This window comes from Bifidobacterium choladohabitans, assembly GCF_016102005.1.
Taxonomy (GTDB): domain Bacteria; phylum Actinomycetota; class Actinomycetes; order Actinomycetales; family Bifidobacteriaceae; genus Bombiscardovia; species Bombiscardovia choladohabitans.
Genome location: NZ_JACFPL010000003.1, coordinates 178,174 through 198,741 on the forward strand (window position 1 = coordinate 178,174; position 20,568 = coordinate 198,741).

Here is a 20,568-nt window from a genome sequence, read left to right on the forward strand (position 1 = left end):
TGCTGAATGGCTAAAAGAAAAAAGCAATCATCTGTAGACAAATCGCGCTATTTTCTGTCAGCGCTCGTCGGGATCCTTGGTGCCCAATCTTTATTATTCAGAAACCTAGATTCTGGAGTATTTGATAATTTCTCCAACTTGGCAGACAAGGGTTTGGATTCCATTGCTCAGGTCGGTCCGGTGGGTTCTGCAATCCTTGCTTTGGGAGTTGGAGTATTATTCTACAGGCTTTATCCTAAATTTGAAGATGCTAGAACGCCGAGTCGAGTAATTTCAGCGATTGTTGCTTTCTTTATGGCACTTTCAATCGTTATACCTCGCTTGATGAAAAATTCTAATGCGTCTATCGACAGCTACCCAAATTATGTGGGTGGGGTCCCGAGGTGGCATGAGCCAATCTTTTGGGCAGTATTTATTATTCAATTATCGATAATTAGTCTCGCGCTCACTGTAGGAATCTGCTGGTTGATGGAGAAAACAACCAACATTAATGAGTATGGTCGCACGAACACAAAGACCGATTCTTCTCTGAAGCGTCATGGTATCTTGGAAAAATGGGCACAGCTTTTTGATGGCTCATTTGGTCATACGGCTTTGGCGACTATGGCTATGGTCCTTTGCTGGATGCCCATGCTGATAATTCAAGGACCTGCGATTATTGATATCGATACTGTATTGCAGTTAGTTCAATTCCGTACCGGCCATGTCTGGGATCCTATGACGATGGTCGAGTTGCCAGGATTCGTAGGGCAAGATCACCATCCATTTGTAGATGGGTACCTATACGCAATATTTGATAAACTAGGACTTTTGCTTGGAAATGAGATCCTAGGATTTCAAATTCTCATAATATTACAAAGTTGTGTTGCTGCATTTTCTATTGTGGCATCGTTAATTTGGGTCAGGAAGCGGACGAGTTTTACTGACCCCTATATTAGTGCATGCTGGTGCTTAGCAGCAGCGTTGCCGGTCTTTCCTATGAATACAAGTACCGTACTGAAAGACTCCACATGGGTTCCAATCTTTCTGCTATGGATGGTGGCCTTTTTCGAAGTTATATACCGGTGTAATAAGGGCTGCGCTGTTGGTTGGAAACTGGTGACGTGTCTCATCATTCTTGGTGTGCTTTCCGGACTCACGAAAAAAACCAGCATATACATTACGACCTTATCGCTTCTCTTGTTGTTGATTTTCCTTAGAAAGCGGATTGTTGCTTTATTGATTTCTGTGTTGATTCCAGCTGCTTTGGTGATTGTACTTGTGCCAGTGGCTGTTCTTCCTGCACTTGATATAGCACCTGGAGGGCCTCAGGAGGCACTTTCTGTTCCTATACAACAGCTGTCAAAAGTGGCAATATTGCATCGAGATGAATTAACCAAGTCGGATCTGAAGGCAATAGACAAAGTTCTGGATATTGACCGTATAAAACCAAATTGGAAGGCCAGCTCGGCTGATAATGCTAAGCATTATGGATATAAGGTTGACTCGAGCTCAAAAGACAGATTAAAATTTGTTAAGACATGGATTCGACTATTTTTCCGTTATCCAAAGGATTATATTACTGCAGCGCCATACTTGTTGGAACCGTTCTTCTATGGTGAAACGTACTACCGCACTGGACCTGTGCGTTGCGGCTGGTGGGAAGCAGGAGGATTAAAAATATTTAGAGGTTATCCTGAATGCAAACCTAGTTACACTCAGGAAAAGATTGCGGTCCCCTTGAAGAATGCACTGAATAAAATTCCGCCGTTCTCTTTCCTGGGCGCCGAGGCTTTGTATGTGCTTTGGGTACCTTTGCTTGCACTTGGACTTACGGTAGCGGTTAAGCGTTATAGAAACCTATATTATTTGATTCCGACCTTTGTCAATTGGTGCAGCCTATTGTTTGTACCCACTCACCAGGTTCGGTATACACTTAGCTTTCTTTTCTGTTTTGTATTGACAATCGCTATACCGTTCGTCATAGTCAATAGCAACAAGGGAAAATGTAGCCAAACGACCCCTGCGAAGCACGCTGAATTTAGCTTATCTAGTCGTTCATTGGAATAGCTCAACTTTACTAATGATGAGATTACGCAACGGATAGATAAGCCATCGGTCGATCAGCATAGCAATTATGTCAAGAAATGCAAAGATGAGTAGTCCAGTAACTATATAAGTTAAAACGAAACCAGTCTTGCTGGATATGCTTGGTAGCCACGAAGCGACAGTGCCCCAGATGAATCGGAAACCGAATGTGTTCTCATGCAGGAGGTAGACGCCGAAGGTCCCTGCTGATACCTGCAGTAGGAAATTGCTCCATATGTGTGGGAGGTGGAGCTGTGGTAGCCGACAAACTGCCACGAAAAGGCAAAAAGCAATGCATATAGGCAGTATTTGCAGGCCTTGATGGATTTGTGCCGTCCATGTCAGTCTCTGTGCCCAGTAGGATTCTGACAAGACAGAATGATTGAACCCCAGCATGAGTGCTGTGCATCAGACTGTGCAGATGGCCAGCGCACCATTTGATATGCCCTGCAATGAATCGTGGTAGGTCCGGATACAAGCGCCGATGATATATCCGAGAATGGCATATGCTATGTTGTTTCAATGATTTGCTCTGCCGAAAAATAAGGGCCAGGTACCGATGAACATAAGAAGAGCGATCAGCGCAAGAATCTGCTTCTGGGACATGTGCGCATATACAGTATTGATAAATAGGCTAAGAAGCAGCATGAGAATGTACGCATCTATGAACCAGTAGCTGTTGTACAAAAATGGGCACAAACTCCAGAGGACTGTATCCAGGGTCTGGGAACCAGATAGCAGCTCGTTGGTGCCGAACGGCAGAGGTCGGAATTGCTTGGCAACAATTGCAATCACTAAGCATAAAACTGCATAGAGAAACATCTGGAACCAGGTCGAGAAAATTCGTCTCCACGAAAACTGTTTCTTAACGAGGAAGTATCCTGAGATCATAAAGAAGATTGAAACGCCAACCTGGCCGTATTGCACAATAGTGAAGCTGATCGCAGATTTCCAGCCTGGGTACATGGGCAATACGATGCGCGAGACCCCGTTAGTGAAATCAACGTGGATGATCATATGACAATAGACGACCATCAGCATTGCCAATATGCGTAGGAGTTCGATATTGAGGCTGCGAGCTGATTGGCCTGTTGCCTTCTCCGGTTGAGACATCACTCTGATCTCCCATCGAGATGACATGAATACGTCAAAGGACAATGCCTGGGCCTACCTGAAGCAGTGGCTGTAAAGTATCAACAACCCGTTGTTATTTGTGAGAATGCAGAGATGGAAGGATATCTTTCACGGCTGTTTGGTAGTCTGTACGCTTGTGAGAAGCATCGTAGATAGATTACGCCAGCGATACCACTATTCATTGGTTATCCTGCGTGAGCTTGTCAAGACCGATTTCAAGCTCAGGTATCAGGGATCCTTCCTTGGGGTTGCCTGGTCCGTTCTGCAGCCGCTGATGCTCTTCGTGGTTATGTATCTGGTTTTCGCCAAATTCCTCAGGATGACCGATGGCACGCCGACCTATCCCGTCGTGTTGCTTTTGGGCATAAGCTCCTGGCAGTTCTTCAACGAGTCAACTTCCATAGGCCTGCGTTCCATTGTGGATCGTGGCGACCTCCTGCGTAAGGTGCATTTCCCCAATTACATCGTGGTTGTATCTGCTACCATGGGGGCGCTGATCAGCTACGGTATCAACCTGATCGTGGTTCTCATCTTTGCCATCTTCTGCCGGGTGCATTTCACTTGGAGAGTCCTGTTGCTGCCCATCAGCGTATTCCAGCTGTATATTCTGGCCTTGGGCTTCACGCTGATCATGGCTACCATGTACGTCTACTTCCGTGACGTCTCGCATATCTGGGATGTGTTGCAGCAGGTGATTTTCTATTCCATCCCTGTCATCTATCCTCTGACGGCGGTATCGGGAATCCATCATTGGTGGGGTCCCGTCGTTGCCAAGCTGCTTCTGCTCAACCCTATAGCGCAGTCCATCCAGGATATCCGGCATTCATTCATCGCTCCGGAAACCACCCCCACGGTATGGAATCAGATCAGCAATCCCTTCGTGACCATGATCCCTATCCTGCTCACTGTGATCATGGTGGTGCTGGGTGTATGCGTATTCCGCAAGTACAATCACAAATTCGCCGAGGTGATGTGATGAGCAAGGCTGGGGAACCAATCCGTCAGAAAAAAGACGATCGGCCCGTGGTCCTGTCTGTGGAGCATGTGGATAAGGTCTTTCGTCTGCCTACCGAACAAGCCACAGGACTCAAGCAGGCCTTTATCAACTGGACACGAGGAATCAAGGGATACAAGGAGCAGCAGGTGCTGCAGGATGTGTCCTTCCAGGTGCATCGGGGTGACTTTTTCGGCATCGTTGGACGCAACGGTAGCGGCAAATCAACCCTGCTCAAGCTGATTTCGGGCATCTACTATCCTGAACGCGGTCGCATCTCCTATACGGGCAAGCTGGTGCCTTTTATCGAATTGGGCGTCGGCTTCAACCCGGAGCTGACAGGCCGTGAGAACGTCTACTTGAACGGAGCCCTACTGGGATTCACCCGCAGCGAGGTCGATGCCATGTACGATGACATCGTGGACTTCGCTGAACTGGGCGAGTTCATGGATCAGAAGCTGAAGAACTACTCCAGCGGCATGCAGGTGCGCCTGGCTTTTTCCGTGGCCATCAAGGCCCAAGGCGACATACTGATCCTGGACGAGGTACTGGCTGTCGGCGATGAGGCCTTCCAACGCAAGTGCGATGATTACTTCACCGAGGTCAAGAAGGATCCCAACAAGACGGTCATCCTCGTCACCCATGACATGGGTGCCGTGAAGAAGTACTGCGACCGGGCGATTCTGATCAAGGACGGCCATGTGGTGATTAATGGCGACAAGGATGATGTCGCCAACCGGTACACCTTGGAGAATCTCAAGGCCCCCGACAAGCAATCCGATGGCAAGAAGCAAGGGGACGAATATCCGACCGGTCTCAGCGCCCAGGTACCCCTCCTGCGCGCCTATCCGATATCATCCTCGGTCTGCAAGAGCTCGGATACTTTCCGTTTTGACGTGGAATACGACTGCGCTGAGTATGACAATCTCTATATGGCCATCGCCATGCACGACACTCGACGCGGCGGCATAGCCTATGACACAGGTTCCGATGCCATCCGTCTAAAAGCCTGTGGGCATCAGGTGGTGCATTGTTCGGTGCCCTTGAACATTTTCAACAATGGCGAATTTCGTCTCGTCGTATCCCTGCGAGTGCGGGATGCCGCGCAAGCGGACAAAAATGCCCCCACCAAAATGATTGCCTTCACCAATGACGAGAACTCCTGTGTCTTTGCCATCAGAGACAAGCGAAATAGGGAATACGCTTTGTTGAGCGACCGTGGGCTGCAGATCAGTCTCTTGGGCGAGGAATCACTCTAACCTTTCCGCTCTTGTGGCACTTTCGATAGAATCGGAACATGAGTGACGAGAGTTGGGGAAAGAGGAGCATGGATTCCCCAGATAAGCCCACCGTCAGGGTCGTAGCCTTGGTGCTGGCCGGTGGGGTTGGCGCCCGTATGCGCGGACCAGTGCCCAAACAGTTTCTGGTAGTTCGGAACAAGCCGGTACTGGTCTATACCCTGGAGGCTTTTCAACGAGCAGTGGCCGTCGAGGACATCATTGTCGTATCCCTGCCCGAGTGGACAGGGATTGTTGAGCAATATGTCAAAGATTGTGGACTGACCAAGGTCCGATCTGTTTTACCTGGAGGTGCCAGCGGTTTCGAATCCATACGTTGTGGTTTGCGTTATCTTGAGAAACAGTATTCGCCTGAGGACATCATTCTGATCCATGACGGGGTTCGCCCCTTGTTGACTGAAGAAGTGATCAACGCCAACATCGCAGGTGTGGAGAAATACGGCAATGCCGTCACTGTAGTGCCGGCAACCGAGGCTTTGCTTCATACCGATGACGGCCAGTCCAGCAGCAGGGTGGTTGAACGTTCTCACGTCATGCGAACCCAGACCCCACAGAGCCTGCGTCTGCGCGATCTTTCACTAATCCATCGCCAGGCAGATGAGATGGGCATTCATGATTCGGTAGCTACCTGCACGCTGCTGATCGAGACTGGTCATGTGGTTCATGCGGTAGCCGGTGACAATTCCAACTTCAAGCTCACCAGTCCCGAGGATGTGGCGCTCTTCGAGGCCTATCTCGATGCCAAGGGAATGTCCTGATGACGGGGAGAGGACGAGTCGATGCAGACATTCTGCAACAGGATGTGAATGGTCTGGCCGACGCCCATCTGGACTTGTGGCGGGAGCTGGATGGCTGCAGGATACTGATTACCGGCGGAACAGGCTTTGTGGGTTCCTTCATTCTGCATCTGATAGCTGCTTTGCGTCGTCGCCATGGCCTGCATATCGATGTTCTTGCTGTGGTCAGGAGTCGGAAACGTCTGCGAGATGTTTTGGGCGACGACTGGGAGGACTCATGGCTGCAGGTCGTGGAACAGGATCTTCGTGCCCCCCTCTCGCTGCAAAACGAAGGTCCGATAGAGTATTGCATCCACGCCGCCAGCAATGCCGACCCCGTGGCCTACCAATCCGATCCCCTGGGAACCATGATGACCAATGTGGCTGGGACTGAGCAGATTCTGCAATATCTGGCGGATCTGGACACCAAGCCCTTCCGAGTGGTTTATCTGTCCAGCGTTGAAGCCTATGGAGGTCATAGCCAGGAGGGGATCCTCAAGGAGGGGGACAGGGGAAGCTTTGACCCGGCAGTGGTCCGCAACTGCTACCCAATCAGCAAGCTAGCTGCTGAAAACCTTTGCGCAGGGGCACGTCTGCAGCTGGGCCTTCCTGTGACTGTGGCACGTATGGCCTACCTGTATGGCCCGGGTGACCGGCTGGACGATCCCAAGATCATTACGCTTTTTCTGCGGATGCTTCAAGAGGGCAGGGACATCGAAATGCACAGCCCGGGTCTGCAGCGACGTAGCTACTGCTATATCAAAGACGCGGTCTATGGCATCATGCTGCTTCTGCTGCGCGGCCAGGATTCGACTTACAACATCGCCAAGGGCAAGGAAGAAGTCACCATAGCCGGGGTGGCCCGGAAACTGACTCGGCTTTTTGGACGTCCGGGCGGTCTGGTTCGGTATGAACAGCCTGATCAGGATGAGCTTGCGCGCTTCTCTCCTTCGGAGGACAATATTCTTGATACTTCCAAAATACGGGCTCTGGGATTTGAGGCAGAGGTCGGACTGGCGCAAGGACTGGAACGCACCGGCCGGTATTTTGGCATGCGGCCGTCAACATGGCAGACCGGCAATGTCGCAGGGAAAGGCATGGACAATGAATAGCCGTCTGATCGCCGGCATCAAGGGGCGCCTGCCCATCTCCTCACGGTCTTTGCGGGACTTCCGGGCGCAGGATGATGCCAGATACGCCCAACTCCTTCAGGTGATTGATGATCAGCGGAAGGCCCTGGATAAGGCTCAGGAGAGTCTCGATCGCCTGGAGAAGCAATGCCGTGCGCTGAATGAAACCTTGGAATATGTCCATGATTCGAATAGCGTCATGTACTGGCAGCTGTTCCGGGGAGATAACGAGACGACTGAGCAGGCTCAACTCAGATTCTTTAGAGGGTTGCCCAAGGCCGAAGGCATCCATGCGCTCTTCCAGGATGCGGAGGCCAGGCTGTTCGAACTCTTTGATCAGTTTTGCCGGGATCATGAGATCTCCTACTGGGGGACCGGCGGCACAGTGCTGGGCGCCTTCCGTCAGCAGGATTTCATCCCCTGGGATGACGATATTGACGTCTACATCACTCGCGAACAGTTGAGCAGGTTGGAAAAAGCCGTGCACGAGGATGGACGTTTCCGTGTCACGGTCGTCTGGGACTGGTATGTGCCTTGCAAGCAGATCAGATTCCGGTCAATAGATGAGGCCAACCCCTGTTTTGTTGATCTTTTCCCCCTGGATTGGGTATCTGGCGATCCGGAAGATGCTTGGCAAATCTGCACGCAGGAACGTTTACAGTTTGTCCAGGAAATCCGCAAACAATACGCGAGCTCCGCTTGGAGTCGGGATATTTACATTTCCGGGGCAGATCCTCTGATACCCGCCCTGGAATCCGACCTGCAGGCACACCTGGCAGATCTGGCGACTCGCGTATCCATCCTGCCCACAGCTGATGGCGCTGCAGGATTGATTAGGGGCATTGAAAACATCGACGAGGTGCGCTCATCCGGTCCCTACTTGACCGGTGACTGGACCGGTTCGACGACTTTGCCCTTCCGTGGGATCTCTGTTCCAGTGCCCAGGAATTATCGCGAGTACCTGGGTAAGGCCTATGGCGACTACATGGCTTTGCCGCGCGACATGCATTCCCATGAGCATGTCGCCGATGAGTACATTACCTCGCCGGAATCGGTACGAGCCATGCGCAGGATGCTTTCGGAGGATTGGGAACGGACTCCTGGCGATGAAGAACGGAAGTGAGACGTCTGGGCTTCGTTCGGGCAGCATGGAAGGCCATGAGTCATCGGGGCCCTCATGCCTGATGGTGACGGGGGGTGCCGGGTTCATCGGCACGAATTTTGTGCGTTATGTGCTGGCCCACCATCCCGACACGCACATCGTGGTTTACGATCTGCTCACCTATGCAGCCAAGATCGATAACCTCCATGGCCTTATTCCCGATCGGATCGATATGGTCCATGCCGATATCTGCGACGCGGAATCTGTGGAACAGGCCATTCGCCGGTTTCATGTCGATGCCATCGTCCATTTTGCGGCTGAGTCGCACAACGACAACTCCATCCAGGATCCAGCGCCCTTCATCAGGACCAATCTCTATGGCACCTATGTTCTGCTGGAGGCGGCCCGTCGCCACGGCCTTCGCTTCCATCAGGTGTCTACTGATGAGGTTTTCGGCGATCTCGGCTTCGATGATCCGCACCGTTTCACCGAGGCCAGCCCCTACCGGCCCTCGAGTCCGTATTCGGCCACCAAGGCAGGAGCGGATCATTTAGCGCGTGCCTGGTGGCGCACCTATGGGACCCGCGTGACCATCTCCAATTGCTCCAACAACTACGGTCCCTACCAGCACATTGAAAAATTCATTCCTCGGCAGATCACCAACATCCTGTCCGGAATCCGTCCACGAATCTATGGCCAAGGACGTGCGGTCCGGGATTGGATCCATGTGGAGGATGACTGCCGGGCTATTTGGAGCATCCTGGTTCATGGAGCGCCTGGATCAACCTACCTCATCGGTGCGGATGGCGAGTTGAGCAACATGGAGGTGCTCAGGATGATCCTGCGCCTCATGGGGCGCGGGCCTGACGAATTCGATTTGGTTGCAGATCGGCCTGGAGGGGATCGTAGATATGCCATCGATGCCGGAAAGATACGACGGGATCTCGGTTGGCGGCCTCTGCACCGAGACTTCGAGCAGGGTCTGGCAGAGACAATCGACTGGTATCGCCGTCACCGCAGGTGGTGGGCAGGTGATAAGCAGGCAGTCGAGGCTCGCTATCGGGAGCAGGGACACTGATATTTGTAGCTGTACCACCCTTGGATGTAAACTAGTCTGGTTCCCGTCGTGGCCAGAGGATTGTTCAGCCACGATTGGCGTGCAATACACCCTCCTGTCACGGAAGGTCCGTGACCTGTAAGTCCAAAGGAGGTGGGTGATGTCTGCGCATAAGTATGAATTGATGTTCATTGCCGATCCGGCCATGGATGAGCGCTCGCTGAAGAAGTTGACCGACCAGTATCTCGAGGTGGTCACCAAGGAAGGCGGCTCTGTCGACAACATCGATGTCTGGGGCCGTCGCAAGCTGGCCTACGAGATCGACAAGCACAAGGAAGGCAACTACGTGGTGGTCGAGTACACCTGCGAGCCCTCCGCCAGCGCTGAGCTCGATCGTGTGCTCAACCTGAACGAGTCCGTCATCCGCACCAAGATTCTTCGCAAGGATGACAAGTAAGCAAACAGCAAAAGGACGTCGGAGCGTCGGCTGACATTCGCCCCAGCAGGCCCATTCCCAAGTCCTCATTCCGAGGAAAGGTCGTGACATGGCGGGAGATACATACATCACCGTGGTGGGTAATCTCACTGCGGATCCGGAGGTGCGTACGACCTCCAACGGAGGCACGGTGGCCAACCTGACCATCGCGTCCACGCCTAGGCAGTTCAACAGGAACTCGGGGCAGTGGGAGGACGGCGATTCGCTCTTCATGCGTTGCTCGGCCTGGGATTCCACTTACAGTCCAATGGCCTCCAACATTCAGGCTAGCCTGACCAAGGGCATGAGGGTTATCGCTCAGGGTCGTCTGGTGCAGCGCTCCTATCAGGATCGTGAGGGCAACAACCGCACGGTCGTGGAGCTGCGTCTGGACGAGATTGGACCCGCACTGACACGGAACACCGCCCAGGTCACCAGGAATGCCAACACTGGTGGCGGAGGATCCCGTGGTGGTTTCGCCGGCTCCAACAACGGCGGATACCAGGGCGGGGCTTCCTACCAGGGCGGCGCCGGCGCGGCATCAGCCCCCATGGGTCGTCAGCAGCCAGCGCAGAGCCAGCAAGCCCCTGCTCAGGATCCCTGGTCATCGACCGGGTCCGGCGATTCCTTCGGATCCTTCGGGTCCACCGGTGAGTTCGGTGGTTCCGGGGACGAACCCGAATTCTGAAGTTTCATAGCGTCATCATTCATTTAAGGAGTACCAATGTCACGTAAAAGGCCGCAACCGCCGGTCAAGCCCTTCAAGAAGAAGCCGAATCCTCTGAGGGCCGCCAAGATTCATACCATCGATTACAAGGACGTGGCTCTGCTGCGCAAGTTCATCTCTGACCGCGGCAAGATCCGTTCCCGCCGCATCACCGGCGTCACCGTCCAGGAGCAGCGCGAGATCTCCAAGGCGATCAAGAACGCCCGTGAGATGGCCCTGCTGCCCTACGCCACCAACGGTCGCTGAGGGAGGTCAGGATTATGGCAAAGGAAACCAAGGTTATTCTGACCGATACCGTGACCGATCTGGGTCACAAGGGCGACGTCGTCGCAGTCAAGCCCGGCTATGCGCGCAACTTCCTGATTCCCCAGGGACTGGCTTTCGCCTGGTCCAAGGGCGCCGCCGCGCAGATCGAGTCCCTGCAGCGGGCCCGTCGCGCCAAGTCCATGGCCACCCGTGAGGATGCCGTGGCCGCCAAGACCGCCATTGATGGGCAGACCGTCGAGATCGCAGCCAAGGTGTCCGATTCGGGCAAGCTCTTCGGCGGCATCTCCAATGATGCCATCGCCCAGGCCCTTCGCCCCCTGGCCGACGTGGATCCCCGCGCCATCTCCGTGGAGACCATCAAGACCACTGGCGAGTTCCCGGCCACCGTGGCCCTGCACCCCGAGATCTCGGCCGCTTTCACGGTCAAGGTCGTCGCCGAGTAGCAATACGACCTATTCCATGAGGATTCTTTGAAATAAGGATCTGGGCTTAAGCAGGAGGCCTTCCCGCAGCGAATATATGCGCGGGAAGGCTTCCTTTGTGTCCTTGGGGATTGCTCGCTTAGAAGTTTCCGCCGTTCCAACCCCAGTCAGTAGTGGCCGTGTAGCGAATATAGGTGCGGTCCTTAGGGATGGACAGTTCAGATTCCAGCGTGTCCATGATGGTCTTGGTCAGGCTTTCCCAGGCGGACTTGGGGACGTCGCTGCCGAAGACGTTGACTTCGACATAGGCTGCGGGCTTGCTGTCATCACCACCGAAGTAGATGGGCATGTCCGACTCGAAGGGGCACATGAGCCAGCCCTCGGACTTGCCGGGGACAGCGGTGATGGCCTTGCCGTAGGCGGTTTTGATCCGCTCGCGCTGTTCGGCGGTAAGGGGTGTGCTTACGTGAGTGTGGATAACGGGCATGGTGCTTCCTTTCCGGTCCGTCCGGCATGACCAATCAGGATGATTCGGTCCGCCCGGCGGATGGCTGACTATTCCCGTCCCATAGTAGCCTCGACCGGACGGGCTGGTTCAGCGCCAGCCGAAGGGGCGATGACTTAGGGACCAGGCACCCAAACGGTGGGCAACCGAACGCGGGTTGACCGGCTTGCCGGGGGTTGGTGCGTCCAGCAGCCACTTACGGATCAGGAAGTTCCAGATGGCCACCACCACGGTGGCTGTGATCTTGGCGATGTTGGCGTAGAGCAGGTATCGGGCATGCATGGTGGTGATGGCATCCGGTGGCAGCATCGCAGTGCCCATCCATAGGATCACCTCGTTGATTCCCAGACCGATGACTGAGGAGACCAGGAAAACTGTCATCTCCATCCACCGGGCCATGTCCTCCCGGTGCTTGAAGACGTAGCGCATGCTGGCCAGGTAGTTGAAGACCAGTGAGATCAGGAAGGAGATGGCTCCTGCCAGGACATTGTTCAGGTGCGGCCCCATGATCAGCAGGTTCATGATGCCGATGTCGATCAGGAAGGCGATGATGCCCACGATGCCGAACTTGAGCAGCTGTCCGATTAATCTACGCACGGTAGCCCATTCAACCATTCCTCCTGCGCTGTCGGGGTACCGGGAGCCGCTTGTGCGCAAAAGCCTTACGTTACGGTCTTAGGCGGACAGCTCGGTCAGAATGGGCTCCTCGGTGCTGTTGCGGATCTGGCGGAAGCCTACAAAGGCGATGGCCAGCGAAGCCAGAGCCAGAGTAGTGACCACCCCGAATCCGCCCTGGGATCCGTAACGGTCGATGAACTGCCCGGCCACAGCTGAACCGGCCGAAGACCCGATTGAATTCATGGCGCTCAGCCAAGCCATGCCTTCGGTGAAGCGGATGGGCGGCACCAGGTGGAGCATGAGCTGGTTGCCGTTGATCCAGGTAGGTGCCTGGCAGACGCCGATGATCAGGTAGATGACCATGATGGTCCACAGATTCCTGGCGAACATGAAGGTTCCGATGCCCAGGTTGACCACCAGAAGGCAGAAGTAGAAGCGCTTCCAGAGTGGAATGGTCCAGTTCTTGGCCCCGTAGAGCAGGGCGCCGACCAGGGAGCTGAAGGAGAAGCAGGCGAAGACGAACCCGGTCATCTGTTTCATTCCTTGCTCGGTGGCGAAGGCGATGATGGAAATGGACGCCGCGCTCTGGAAGGCTCCCAGGCCGAACCAGGTGGCGCAGACGGCAATCATGCCGGCACTCCAGAAGGCGCCGCTACGGCCGTTCCCGCCCTCTTGGTCCCGCAGACGTGCCACCTGCTGAGCCTGACGCTCCCGGTACTCTTTGCGGGTGATGCCCTGGGCGCGGGCCATGTCCGTCTGCGAGGGCGGCTCGGTCTCTCGGCAGGAGAGGAACATCAAGGCTCCCACCACCACGCAGATTCCGGTGAAGGAGAAGGCCAACACCCCAGAAATGACCGCCAGGATGGAAGCCAGTGGGTTGCCGATCACCCACATGGCCTCGTCGAAGACCCCTGACAGGGACAGGGCCTGGTTGGTGGCTCGGTGGTCACCGCGCAGCAGATGCGTCCACCGGCTCCGGCTCATGGCTCCCCAGGGGGGAATGGCCGCCATGAAGGGGGTGACCAGGTAGAGCACCCAGGTGGGAGCGTGGGCGGTGATGGCCGTAATCAGGACCGTGGCGGCCACAATCCAGACCAGAACCGTGGGGATGGAGACCTGCCTCTGGCCGAACTTGTCGACCAACTTGCCCAGCATGGGGCTGACCAGGGCCAGGGCCACGGCCTGGATGGCGGTCAGGGCGCCGGCCAGGGAATAGCTGCCGTAGTAGTGCTGCACCGAGATGGTGATGGTCATGCCCACCATGGGGAAGGGCATGGAGGCGATGACCGACCCCACGGCGAACCGCGCCGTGTGCGGCAGCCGCAGGAGCGCCGAGTAACCTCCGAAGACCCTGTGACCGGCTTCGATCAAAGCCGCCTTCAATTGCCGTGGCATGGGCTGTTCGTCTCGCTTTCCTTGGGTGTTTTCACGGTCCCGAAGCATGTTTTCCGCCGGACCTTCCAGGGCCATGAAGGGATGTGGGGCTGCTGGGGGAACTGCTACAGTGGTAACCATATCGGCACCCGATGGGTGCCATTCGGATACTGATAATTCTACCCTCCGCCATGGTCACTTATGGGGCCCGTCGGGGAGTTTGGGAGGTGGGTCGTGCCTGCGACGACCATTCATTTCGTCCGTCATGGCCAGGTTGATAATCCCGATCATATTCTCTATGAGCGATTGCCTGGATTCCATCTGTCCGACAGAGGCAGGGCCATGGTCGAGGCCACGGCCCGCTTTATGGCCGAGGCTCCCGGCATGCGCGATCTGGAAGCCGTTTACTCCTCTCCGCTGGACAGAACCCGGGAGACCACGGCCATCCTGCTTGAGCAGATCAACCCCGCTCGTGTCCATCATGGCTTGAAACCATTGGAGCCTATTTACGATCGTCGTCTGATCGAGGCCGGTAACGAATTTCGCGGTAAGCGCATCGGTCACGGGCAGGGGGCCCTCTGGCGACCCTCCAACCTGCGGCTGATCCTGGACCTGCGCCGTCCCAGCTGGGGGGAGTCCTATCGGCAGATTGCCCGGCGAGTGGGGGATTTCGTCCGGCAGGTGGTTCGCAGCCATCCTGATGCACAGGTCCTGGCCGTCTCGCATGAGTCGCCCATCTGGTCGTATCGTCATCTCTTGGAGACCGGCCACCCCGAGCACAATATGCTCCTTCGGGCCACCGCCCTGGCCTCGGTGACCTCCATTACCTTGGATTGTGAAACCGGCAAAGTGCTGGGAATCACCTACGCGGACCCGGCGGCAGGCGTGTAAAGACCGCTCGCACGGCCTAGGATGACTGAGGATACTGTCGTGGATGACTGTCCGAGAACCCGATGAAGGAGCGTGATGATCATGGTGGATGTACAGGCAAGCGCGAAGGTGATAGCCGGACGGCCCGCCGTGGCTGAGGCAGCTGAACAAGGGGCCAGGCTGGTAGACCTTTGGCCCTTGACGAATGCCGAGCATATGGCCAACGATGCCAAATATGCGGAGGACCTGCAGGTGCGCATCAGCATGGTGCTGGCGCAACTGATGACGGGCGAGGATGTGACCATTCCCGACGCTGAATACGTCTATGAGGGTGCTGAGGACATCCCTGGCCGTCCCCAGGATTTGGTGGACGCACTCATGGCGGCCAACGATGCCATCGAGGCGGCTGCACAGGCGCAGGGCGACCAGTCCAGGACGCCTGCGGATTTGGCCGAAACCTTGGGCAGCGGCTGGGACCAGGCCCGGCAGCAGGATGTGGTTGCCGCCGTGGCCGAGGTCGAGCAGTCCCTGGGTGAGCAGAACAAATCCCCCGAATCACCACTGAGCAAAGAGGGGGTGGCCCAGGCCCTGGCTACGAGTCTGGAGATTTGCAGAGATCTGCTTCAACGCGCAGGCGCCGACTCTGACCATGTTGCGGCCGCCGCGCCAATTCTGGTCTATGTCAATGAGCTCAACGAACGGCTGGGCATTCCCCAGGCCTTCCTGTCTGACGCGGATGTCGTTCATGCCTTGGGATTACTGGATGATCCTGAGGCTTTCGCCGACCTGCTGGCTCCTCTGGTGGGTGCTGAGTGGGACCACCATCGTCAGGAGGTGCTCTGGGACCCCGAGGAAGCCAAGCGCAAGGCCAAGGAGGATGACGAACGCAAGAGCCGCGAAGCCCTGCAGGCCAAGTTCGCCCATGTGCCCGAAGACCCCGACAAGCCTCCTGTGGAGCTTTAAGACCTTCTGCCCTTCGCCTTGGCATCGGTCAAGGCGAAGGGCAGATTGGACTCAGCGATCGAAGCGTGCTCCTCGTGGATCGCTGGGCCTGGCCAGCAGAATGATTCCGGCGACGGTTCCGGCGAGCATGATCAATGCGCCCAAGCCGAGCAGGGAGAGCGAGGATCCTGGATGTCCGTCTGCAATAGCCACGATGGCGAAAATCACAGGGATGCTGCCCACCAGTTCGCTTACGGAGGGCAGGAGTATCCAGAAGCCGGACATATTGGTGTCATGAAGTCGCCGTACGCTCACGGCCAGATTGGGTATGAAAAGTCCTATGGTGACCAGGAGGGACAGGATCCGTCCCACAAAGGTGGATCCTGAGGTGATGATCGAGATCGCACAGTTGATGAGGAAGATCATCAGAAAAGCCCACCAGAATTCCCCACGGGAGGCCCTCCCGGAGAAGACGGTGTATTTGACGAAGAAACGCTTGCAGGCATTTACGAAGTCAATGCCGTACCAGGGTGCGTTCAGTGGCGGCTCGCCATTGTACCCGGCATCCGCATAGGGGTAGGCCGGATACTGCGGGACCTGAGGTCCGGGCTGGTAGCCTGCCTGATACCCCGATTGGTAGCCTGCCTGCGACCAACCTTCAGGCGGTTGATAAGAGTTGTCCGATGCATAGCCAGACGGCGGGGTTGTACCGTTGGGCTGGCCGTTGGACTGGCCGGGATTCGGACCCTGACCGTAAGGCGCCTGCTGCTGTCCGTAGTACTGCTGTTCATTGGGCTGTTGACCATAGGGCTGTTGCTGGCTGTAGCCTGGCTGTTGACCCTGTGGCTGTTGACCGTATGGCTGCCCTTGGTATGGCTGTTCCCGGTGGTAATCGCCGGCAGGGCTTTGGGCTTCGCTGATCGGATGGTAAATGTCGCTCTGGTCCGAAGCCGGCTGTGCATAGCCGGATTGCCCTGGTTGAGGCTGATTCAGGTAGGCTGTGGTTCCTGAGCCGGTTCCGTCACCGGGGTCCTTCGGGGACCAGTCGTTGGCCGAACCCTGATCGGCCGAACCTTGGTCATTGGGGGTCTGGTTCCCGTTGTTCATATCATTTGGATGGCTCATGGATATCGTCCCTCTCATCTTCTGTTGATAATCCTGAATCTGACTTTGCCGTATATTCCTATTATGGCAGGCCGGTTCTTCTATCTGCTAGTCATTGATAGTGCAGGGGATGGGGGGACTCGTCACACTTACTCGGATCAGTCTGTCAGATTCGGTATTTGATTGCTGTTGCAGGACTCTTCACTCGTCGTCCGGATTGACCATATGATTATCGCCGGCATCGCCCAGCAGTAGCCGTTCAGTCAGGGTGATCAGGCCCAGCAGAAGGGCGGTCAGCAGGATGATGACCAGGGTGGCCGAGAAGATCAGCGGGGTCCTAAAGGAGTTGAAGGCCGATTGCAGCCATATGCCCAGACCGTTCCTGGCGCCCAGATACTCCGAGGTGGCCGCGGTGGCGAAGACATAGGCGGCGCTGATGCGCAGACCGCCGAAGATCTGCCCGGCGGCCACTCGCAGTTTGACATGCCAGAGCGTCCAGGTTTCAGTCGCTCCGCAGTTCAGCGCTACATCCTGGTAGAAGCGGGGCACGGATTTGAGCCCCCGGTAGGTCTGGACCACTATAGGGAAGAGGGCGAAGACGGCTACGATGACCACCTTGCCCAGGGGCTCGAATCCGAACCAGATCACAAACAGAGGAGCGATCGTGATCAGCGGTATCATCTGTGCACCTGCGATCAGGGGGTAGAGGGCGTCGTGCAGGGTGCGCCAACTGTAGAGGGCCAGGCCGATCACTATTCCCAGGACCGAGGCCAGGAGGAAGCCCAGAAGGCCCTCAAGGGCGGTGATGGCGGTGGCAGGCAGCAGGTCCTCCCGGGATTGCACAGTGGCAGCCAGGATTCGGCTGGGCGCCGGCAGAACCTGTTCGCTGACTCCGCCCAGGCGGGCAGCCAGCTCCCAGATGATCAGGAGCGCCAGCAGGGTGATGGTCGGAGGCAGCGCCCGGGTTCCGCTCTGCTTCCGCACCCTCATCGACCGGCTGCTTCCCGAACGTAGCGATCGGTCCACAGGTCCTTGGCCTGAGGGGCCTTGTTGGGGTCTCCCTTCTTGGCGTCCCGGTAGGTGCCCGCCTTGAACTGGAAGTCCAGATAGTCCTGGGCATCCTTGACGTTGATCAGTCCGCTGATGCTCTTTTGCTCTGGACTGTCGACCCAGTACCCCTCCTTGACGATGCTCTCCATGGAGCGCTTGGCCAGGGTCGGGTCGATGGCCGATCCCTTGGTCTCCTTGACCAGGATGTCCGCCGCCTGGTCGGGATGATTCAGGGCGTAGTCGTATCCCTTCAGGCAGGCCTTGACGAATGCCGTCAGGGCGCGGCGGTGACCGGCCTGCTGCAGCCAGGAATTCTTGACCACGAAGCCCAGCTGGTCGGGGTTGCCGGGCACTCCCCAGTCGGCCTGGGTGAAGCAGTGCAGTGCCGGGCCCTTGAGCTCGCTCTCCACGCCCTCCCAATTGGCGTAGAAGCCAGCAAAGTCGCCCTTGCCGCTGGTCAAAGTGGCGAAGGTGTTGGTGCCGCTGGTCACCCGCTTGAAGTCGCCCTTGCCGCCCGCATAGCGAATCATCTGCTTGACCACGGCCGTCTGTTCGGCCGAGCCGAAGCTGACGAAGGTCTTGCCGTCGAAGTCCTTGGGGGTCTGGATGTCGGTGCGCGAGGCCAGCGAGCACCAACGTGCCACGGAATGCTGGCCTATGTTGAAGACCTGCCGCAGGTCGGCCCCCTGGGAGTTGAAGGTGGCCAGGTTGCTCAGCTTGGAGAAACCTACGTCGGCGACCCCGTTCTGAACGGAGGTCTCGGCTCCTACCTGGGCCGTGGGCAGGATGGTCAGCTTCAGGCCGGCCTTGTCGAAGTAGCCCAGATGTCGGGCCACGTAGATGCCCACATGATTGGTGTTGGGCGTCCAGTCCAGCATGAAGGAGAGCTTGGAGCCGTCACCGGTCTTGTTCCCTGCCCCCTTGGCCCCGCAGGCTACGCTCGTGGCTGCCATACAGAGCGCCGCTGTCAGAGCGAGCGCCCGTACGATCAGTCTGTGGCCGGGAATCCTCCTGAAGCCGCTTTTCTCCGACATGCTCATCACTGTCACCTTGCCTCTCCGGCACCCCTGGTGCCCATCCGCATCGGGGCCGTTACGGGAAGGTGAGGAGCCCGCGCGACGATCCGATACGGTCTTGACCGATGGAATTCTGCGATGTGTGCCACGGCTGCTGCCACCAGCCGCGCGAACAAGACCACTCTAGTCCAACCCAGACGGTCCTGCCTCGCCGTGATGAAAGGTTGCATCATTTGCCCTTATACTGGAAACTCACGAGAGGTCTGTGCGGGCCGACCGCTGTCGGTCTCGTCCGGAGCAAGACATCCGATTTCGGTAGGGTACGACGGAGGGTTCCCATGTCGGTGACCATCAGTGATGTGGCCAAGCAGGCGGGCATGTCCGTATCCACGGTCTCCCAGGCGCTCAACGACAAGGGGCGCATCTCCCCGCCCACCAAGGACAGGGTCCGCAGGGCGGCCATGGAGCTGGGCTACATCCCAGACAGCCGGGCCCGTTCCATGCGATCCTCGCGCTCGCATGCCGTAGGCCTGCTGGTCCCCGACATCCGCAACCCCTACTTCTCCGAGCTGGTCTACGCGGTTCAGGACCAGCTCTACTCGGCAGGCTATGCGCCACTGATCGGAGTGTCCTCTTGCCAGGCCAGCAGGCAGGAGGACTATTACCGCATCCTTCTGTCCCGACATATGGACGGCGTTTTGGTCGTGCCTGACGGGCCCACGTCGCCCATGCTGCGCACCATGCTGGCAAGGGAATTCCCCGTGGTCTTCGTGGACCGTCCCGACCGGACCCTGCCCGGCGTCCCTCTGGTGGATTCCGACCCGGTGCCCGGCATGGAGGCGGCCCTGGACGCGTTGGCAGCCAGGGGAAGCAGACGAGTGGCCTTCGTCCCGGGCCCAGAGAACCGCTCCTATACCTTCCGCGAGCGCGAGCAGGCTTTCCTGGACGGCGTGGATGCCCGTCAGGGGTTGACGGGGTTGGTGGTCCGCCAGGGGTTCGAGGACCGTCCCCGGGCGGCCGCGACCATGCGCCATCTGCTCGGCCAGGAGGTTGATGCCGTCATCTTCGGCTACTCGGCCGATGCCATCAAGGCCGTCGCCATGGAGTGGGAGGGCGATCTGCGTTCACGCGTGCCCCTGGTCTCCTTCGACGACCTGGAGGTCTTTCAGCTGATCAGTCCTCAGGTGTCGGTCATCTCCCAACAGGTGGATCGCATGGGCCGCCAGGGCGTTGACATGCTCCTGTCCATGATCGAGCCGGGGCGGCAGGCTCCGGAGGGCATGGGCGTGGATCGCCGTCTGCGCACCCAAACCCTCTTCGTGCCAAGGGGTTTGCTGGCTTAGGTCTGTTCCTGTTTGATGCAGGGGTTGGGGCTCGACAAATTATGTGCGTGTCGGGCGGCTGTGTTGTCCCTGTAAATGATTTTCAATGGCCTTTCGGCCATTTGCCGCCCTTGTCCATACCCCGCTATTTGTGACTCAGCTCACAAAACACGGGAATAACTAAATGTAGGAAACGAATCATCCTCAGGCACTACATATGGTGGTCACGACGTGATAGAGTGAGTCTTGTCATCAAGAATGACATCCATGTGATTCGCCGTTCCCGGCATGGAATTCGGGAACGCCAAAGCAAGAGCA

The 20,568-nt window shown here is 56.7% G+C and carries 21 protein-coding genes; 14 read left to right on the forward strand and 7 right to left on the reverse strand.

Annotated features, from left to right (window positions below; all coding sequences use genetic code 11):
- Positions 1–6: 6 nt before the first annotated feature.
- On the forward strand, positions 7–2,049 hold the full coding sequence (locus tag H3S97_RS06775; RefSeq protein WP_198183627.1) for a DUF6020 family protein: 2,043 nt from the start codon (positions 7–9) through the stop codon (positions 2,047–2,049).
- Between the two features lie 537 nt (positions 2,050–2,586).
- Here H3S97_RS06775 and H3S97_RS06780 read toward each other — a convergent pair.
- Complete coding sequence (locus H3S97_RS06780; RefSeq protein WP_198183630.1) at positions 2,587–3,180, reverse strand: acyltransferase family protein; 594 nt, start codon at positions 3,178–3,180, stop codon at positions 2,587–2,589.
- Between the two features lie 157 nt (positions 3,181–3,337).
- On the opposite strand from H3S97_RS06780, the gene H3S97_RS06785 reads away from it, so the two are divergent.
- The 10 genes from H3S97_RS06785 (at position 3,338) to rplI (ending at position 11,470) form a co-directional block, all read left to right on the forward strand.
- Complete coding sequence (locus H3S97_RS06785; RefSeq protein WP_045934991.1) at positions 3,338–4,177, forward strand: ABC transporter permease; 840 nt, start codon at positions 3,338–3,340, stop codon at positions 4,175–4,177.
- A complete protein-coding gene (locus tag H3S97_RS06790) occupies positions 4,177–5,454 on the forward strand; it encodes an ABC transporter ATP-binding protein (RefSeq protein WP_198183632.1) in 1,278 nt (425 codons plus the stop codon). Before H3S97_RS06785 ends, H3S97_RS06790 begins: the two co-directional genes overlap by 1 nt.
- Before the next feature lie 38 nt (positions 5,455–5,492).
- Positions 5,493–6,251 (forward strand): IspD/TarI family cytidylyltransferase, encoded by a 759-nt coding sequence (locus tag H3S97_RS06795; RefSeq protein WP_198220073.1) that lies wholly within the window; start codon positions 5,493–5,495, stop codon positions 6,249–6,251.
- Entirely contained in the window at positions 6,251–7,381 is a 1,131-nt protein-coding gene (locus tag H3S97_RS06800; protein WP_198220074.1) for an NAD-dependent epimerase/dehydratase family protein, read from the forward strand. The genes H3S97_RS06795 and H3S97_RS06800 overlap by 1 nt, the downstream gene beginning before the upstream one ends.
- Positions 7,382–7,481: 100 nt before the next feature.
- Entirely contained in the window at positions 7,482–8,522 is a 1,041-nt protein-coding gene (locus H3S97_RS06805) for a LicD family protein (protein WP_198220075.1), read from the forward strand.
- 25 nt (positions 8,523–8,547) lie between these two features.
- The gene (gene rfbB / locus H3S97_RS06810; protein ID WP_198220122.1) at positions 8,548–9,579 is read left to right on the forward strand and encodes a dTDP-glucose 4,6-dehydratase; all 1,032 of its coding nucleotides are present in this window, start codon (positions 8,548–8,550) and stop codon (positions 9,577–9,579) included.
- Between the two features lie 139 nt (positions 9,580–9,718).
- Entirely contained in the window at positions 9,719–10,015 is a 297-nt protein-coding gene (gene rpsF, locus H3S97_RS06815; RefSeq protein ID WP_015021308.1) for a 30S ribosomal protein S6, read from the forward strand.
- A gap of 88 nt (positions 10,016–10,103) precedes the next feature.
- Positions 10,104–10,721 (forward strand): single-stranded DNA-binding protein, encoded by a 618-nt coding sequence (locus tag H3S97_RS06820; RefSeq protein WP_029677658.1) that lies wholly within the window; start codon positions 10,104–10,106, stop codon positions 10,719–10,721.
- Positions 10,722–10,757: 36 nt separating this feature from the next.
- Positions 10,758–11,006 carry a 30S ribosomal protein S18 gene (gene rpsR, locus H3S97_RS06825; protein ID WP_015021310.1) on the forward strand — a complete coding sequence of 83 codons (249 nt, stop codon included), beginning with the start codon at positions 10,758–10,760 and terminating at the stop codon, positions 11,004–11,006.
- 14 nt (positions 11,007–11,020) lie between these two features.
- Positions 11,021–11,470 carry a 50S ribosomal protein L9 gene (rplI, locus tag H3S97_RS06830; protein WP_045934996.1) on the forward strand — a complete coding sequence of 150 codons (450 nt, stop codon included), beginning with the start codon at positions 11,021–11,023 and terminating at the stop codon, positions 11,468–11,470.
- A gap of 118 nt (positions 11,471–11,588) precedes the next feature.
- Here the strand turns inward: rplI and H3S97_RS06835 are convergent, their stop codons facing one another.
- The 3 genes from H3S97_RS06835 to H3S97_RS06845 all read right to left on the reverse strand — a co-directional run bounded on the left by H3S97_RS06835 (position 11,589) and on the right by H3S97_RS06845 (position 13,967).
- Entirely contained in the window at positions 11,589–11,936 is a 348-nt protein-coding gene (locus H3S97_RS06835) for a phenylpyruvate tautomerase MIF-related protein (protein ID WP_045934997.1), read from the reverse strand.
- A gap of 108 nt (positions 11,937–12,044) precedes the next feature.
- Positions 12,045–12,551 carry a GtrA family protein gene (locus tag H3S97_RS06840; protein ID WP_198220123.1) on the reverse strand — a complete coding sequence of 169 codons (507 nt, stop codon included), beginning with the start codon at positions 12,549–12,551 and terminating at the stop codon, positions 12,045–12,047.
- Positions 12,552–12,629: 78 nt separating this feature from the next.
- Positions 12,630–13,967, reverse strand: coding sequence for an MFS transporter (locus H3S97_RS06845; RefSeq protein ID WP_198220076.1), 1,338 nt, complete (start codon positions 13,965–13,967; stop codon positions 12,630–12,632).
- Positions 13,968–14,180: 213 nt separating this feature from the next.
- Between H3S97_RS06845 and H3S97_RS06850 the strand changes: the two genes are divergently transcribed.
- Together H3S97_RS06850 and H3S97_RS06855 are read left to right on the forward strand one after the other, a co-directional pair.
- Positions 14,181–14,837, forward strand: coding sequence for a histidine phosphatase family protein (locus tag H3S97_RS06850; protein ID WP_198220077.1), 657 nt, complete (start codon positions 14,181–14,183; stop codon positions 14,835–14,837).
- Positions 14,838–14,918: 81 nt separating this feature from the next.
- Positions 14,919–15,779 (forward strand): hypothetical protein, encoded by an 861-nt coding sequence (locus H3S97_RS06855; RefSeq protein ID WP_232356351.1) that lies wholly within the window; start codon positions 14,919–14,921, stop codon positions 15,777–15,779.
- Between the two features lie 51 nt (positions 15,780–15,830).
- Here H3S97_RS06855 and H3S97_RS06860 read toward each other — a convergent pair whose 3' ends face one another.
- The 3 genes from H3S97_RS06860 to H3S97_RS06870 form a co-directional block, all read right to left on the reverse strand.
- Entirely contained in the window at positions 15,831–16,883 is a 1,053-nt protein-coding gene (locus H3S97_RS06860) for a DUF805 domain-containing protein (protein WP_198220079.1), read from the reverse strand.
- A gap of 180 nt (positions 16,884–17,063) precedes the next feature.
- On the reverse strand, positions 17,064–17,852 hold the full coding sequence (locus H3S97_RS06865; RefSeq protein ID WP_198220080.1) for an ABC transporter permease: 789 nt from the start codon (positions 17,850–17,852) through the stop codon (positions 17,064–17,066).
- Positions 17,849–18,865, reverse strand: coding sequence for an ABC transporter substrate-binding protein (locus H3S97_RS06870; RefSeq protein ID WP_232356352.1), 1,017 nt, complete (start codon positions 18,863–18,865; stop codon positions 17,849–17,851). Before H3S97_RS06870 ends, H3S97_RS06865 begins: the two co-directional genes overlap by 4 nt.
- 401 nt (positions 18,866–19,266) lie before the next feature.
- Here H3S97_RS06870 and H3S97_RS06875 point away from each other — a divergent pair, with 401 nt between their 5' ends.
- Positions 19,267–20,271 carry a LacI family DNA-binding transcriptional regulator gene (locus tag H3S97_RS06875; RefSeq protein WP_198220082.1) on the forward strand — a complete coding sequence of 335 codons (1,005 nt, stop codon included), beginning with the start codon at positions 19,267–19,269 and terminating at the stop codon, positions 20,269–20,271.
- The last annotated feature ends 297 nt before the right edge of the window (positions 20,272–20,568 follow it).

What these genes read in the sequence shown, in the direction of transcription:
- H3S97_RS06845 (WP_198220076.1), bottom strand. Translation starts at nt 13,967, where the DNA reads ATGCCACGGCAATTGAAGGCGGCTTTGATCGAAGCCGGTCACAGGGTC.
- H3S97_RS06790 (WP_198183632.1), top strand. Translation starts at nt 4,177, where the DNA reads ATGAGCAAGGCTGGGGAACCAATCCGTCAGAAAAAAGACGATCGGCCC.
- H3S97_RS06870 (WP_232356352.1), bottom strand. Translation starts at nt 18,865, where the DNA reads ATGGCAGCCACGAGCGTAGCCTGCGGGGCCAAGGGGGCAGGGAACAAG.
- H3S97_RS06820 (WP_029677658.1), top strand. Translation starts at nt 10,104, where the DNA reads ATGGCGGGAGATACATACATCACCGTGGTGGGTAATCTCACTGCGGAT.
- rpsR (WP_015021310.1), top strand. Translation starts at nt 10,758, where the DNA reads ATGTCACGTAAAAGGCCGCAACCGCCGGTCAAGCCCTTCAAGAAGAAG.
- H3S97_RS06780 (WP_198183630.1), bottom strand. Translation starts at nt 3,180, where the DNA reads ATGTCTCAACCGGAGAAGGCAACAGGCCAATCAGCTCGCAGCCTCAAT.
- rfbB (WP_198220122.1), top strand. Translation starts at nt 8,548, where the DNA reads ATGGAAGGCCATGAGTCATCGGGGCCCTCATGCCTGATGGTGACGGGG.
- H3S97_RS06795 (WP_198220073.1), top strand. Translation starts at nt 5,493, where the DNA reads ATGAGTGACGAGAGTTGGGGAAAGAGGAGCATGGATTCCCCAGATAAG.
- H3S97_RS06860 (WP_198220079.1), bottom strand. Translation starts at nt 16,883, where the DNA reads ATGAGCCATCCAAATGATATGAACAACGGGAACCAGACCCCCAATGAC.
- H3S97_RS06855 (WP_232356351.1), top strand. Translation starts at nt 14,919, where the DNA reads ATGGTGGATGTACAGGCAAGCGCGAAGGTGATAGCCGGACGGCCCGCC.
- H3S97_RS06800 (WP_198220074.1), top strand. Translation starts at nt 6,251, where the DNA reads ATGACGGGGAGAGGACGAGTCGATGCAGACATTCTGCAACAGGATGTG.
- rplI (WP_045934996.1), top strand. Translation starts at nt 11,021, where the DNA reads ATGGCAAAGGAAACCAAGGTTATTCTGACCGATACCGTGACCGATCTG.
- H3S97_RS06865 (WP_198220080.1), bottom strand. Translation starts at nt 17,852, where the DNA reads ATGAGGGTGCGGAAGCAGAGCGGAACCCGGGCGCTGCCTCCGACCATC.
- H3S97_RS06835 (WP_045934997.1), bottom strand. Translation starts at nt 11,936, where the DNA reads ATGCCCGTTATCCACACTCACGTAAGCACACCCCTTACCGCCGAACAG.
- rpsF (WP_015021308.1), top strand. Translation starts at nt 9,719, where the DNA reads ATGTCTGCGCATAAGTATGAATTGATGTTCATTGCCGATCCGGCCATG.
- H3S97_RS06775 (WP_198183627.1), top strand. Translation starts at nt 7, where the DNA reads ATGGCTAAAAGAAAAAAGCAATCATCTGTAGACAAATCGCGCTATTTT.
- H3S97_RS06875 (WP_198220082.1), top strand. Translation starts at nt 19,267, where the DNA reads ATGTCGGTGACCATCAGTGATGTGGCCAAGCAGGCGGGCATGTCCGTA.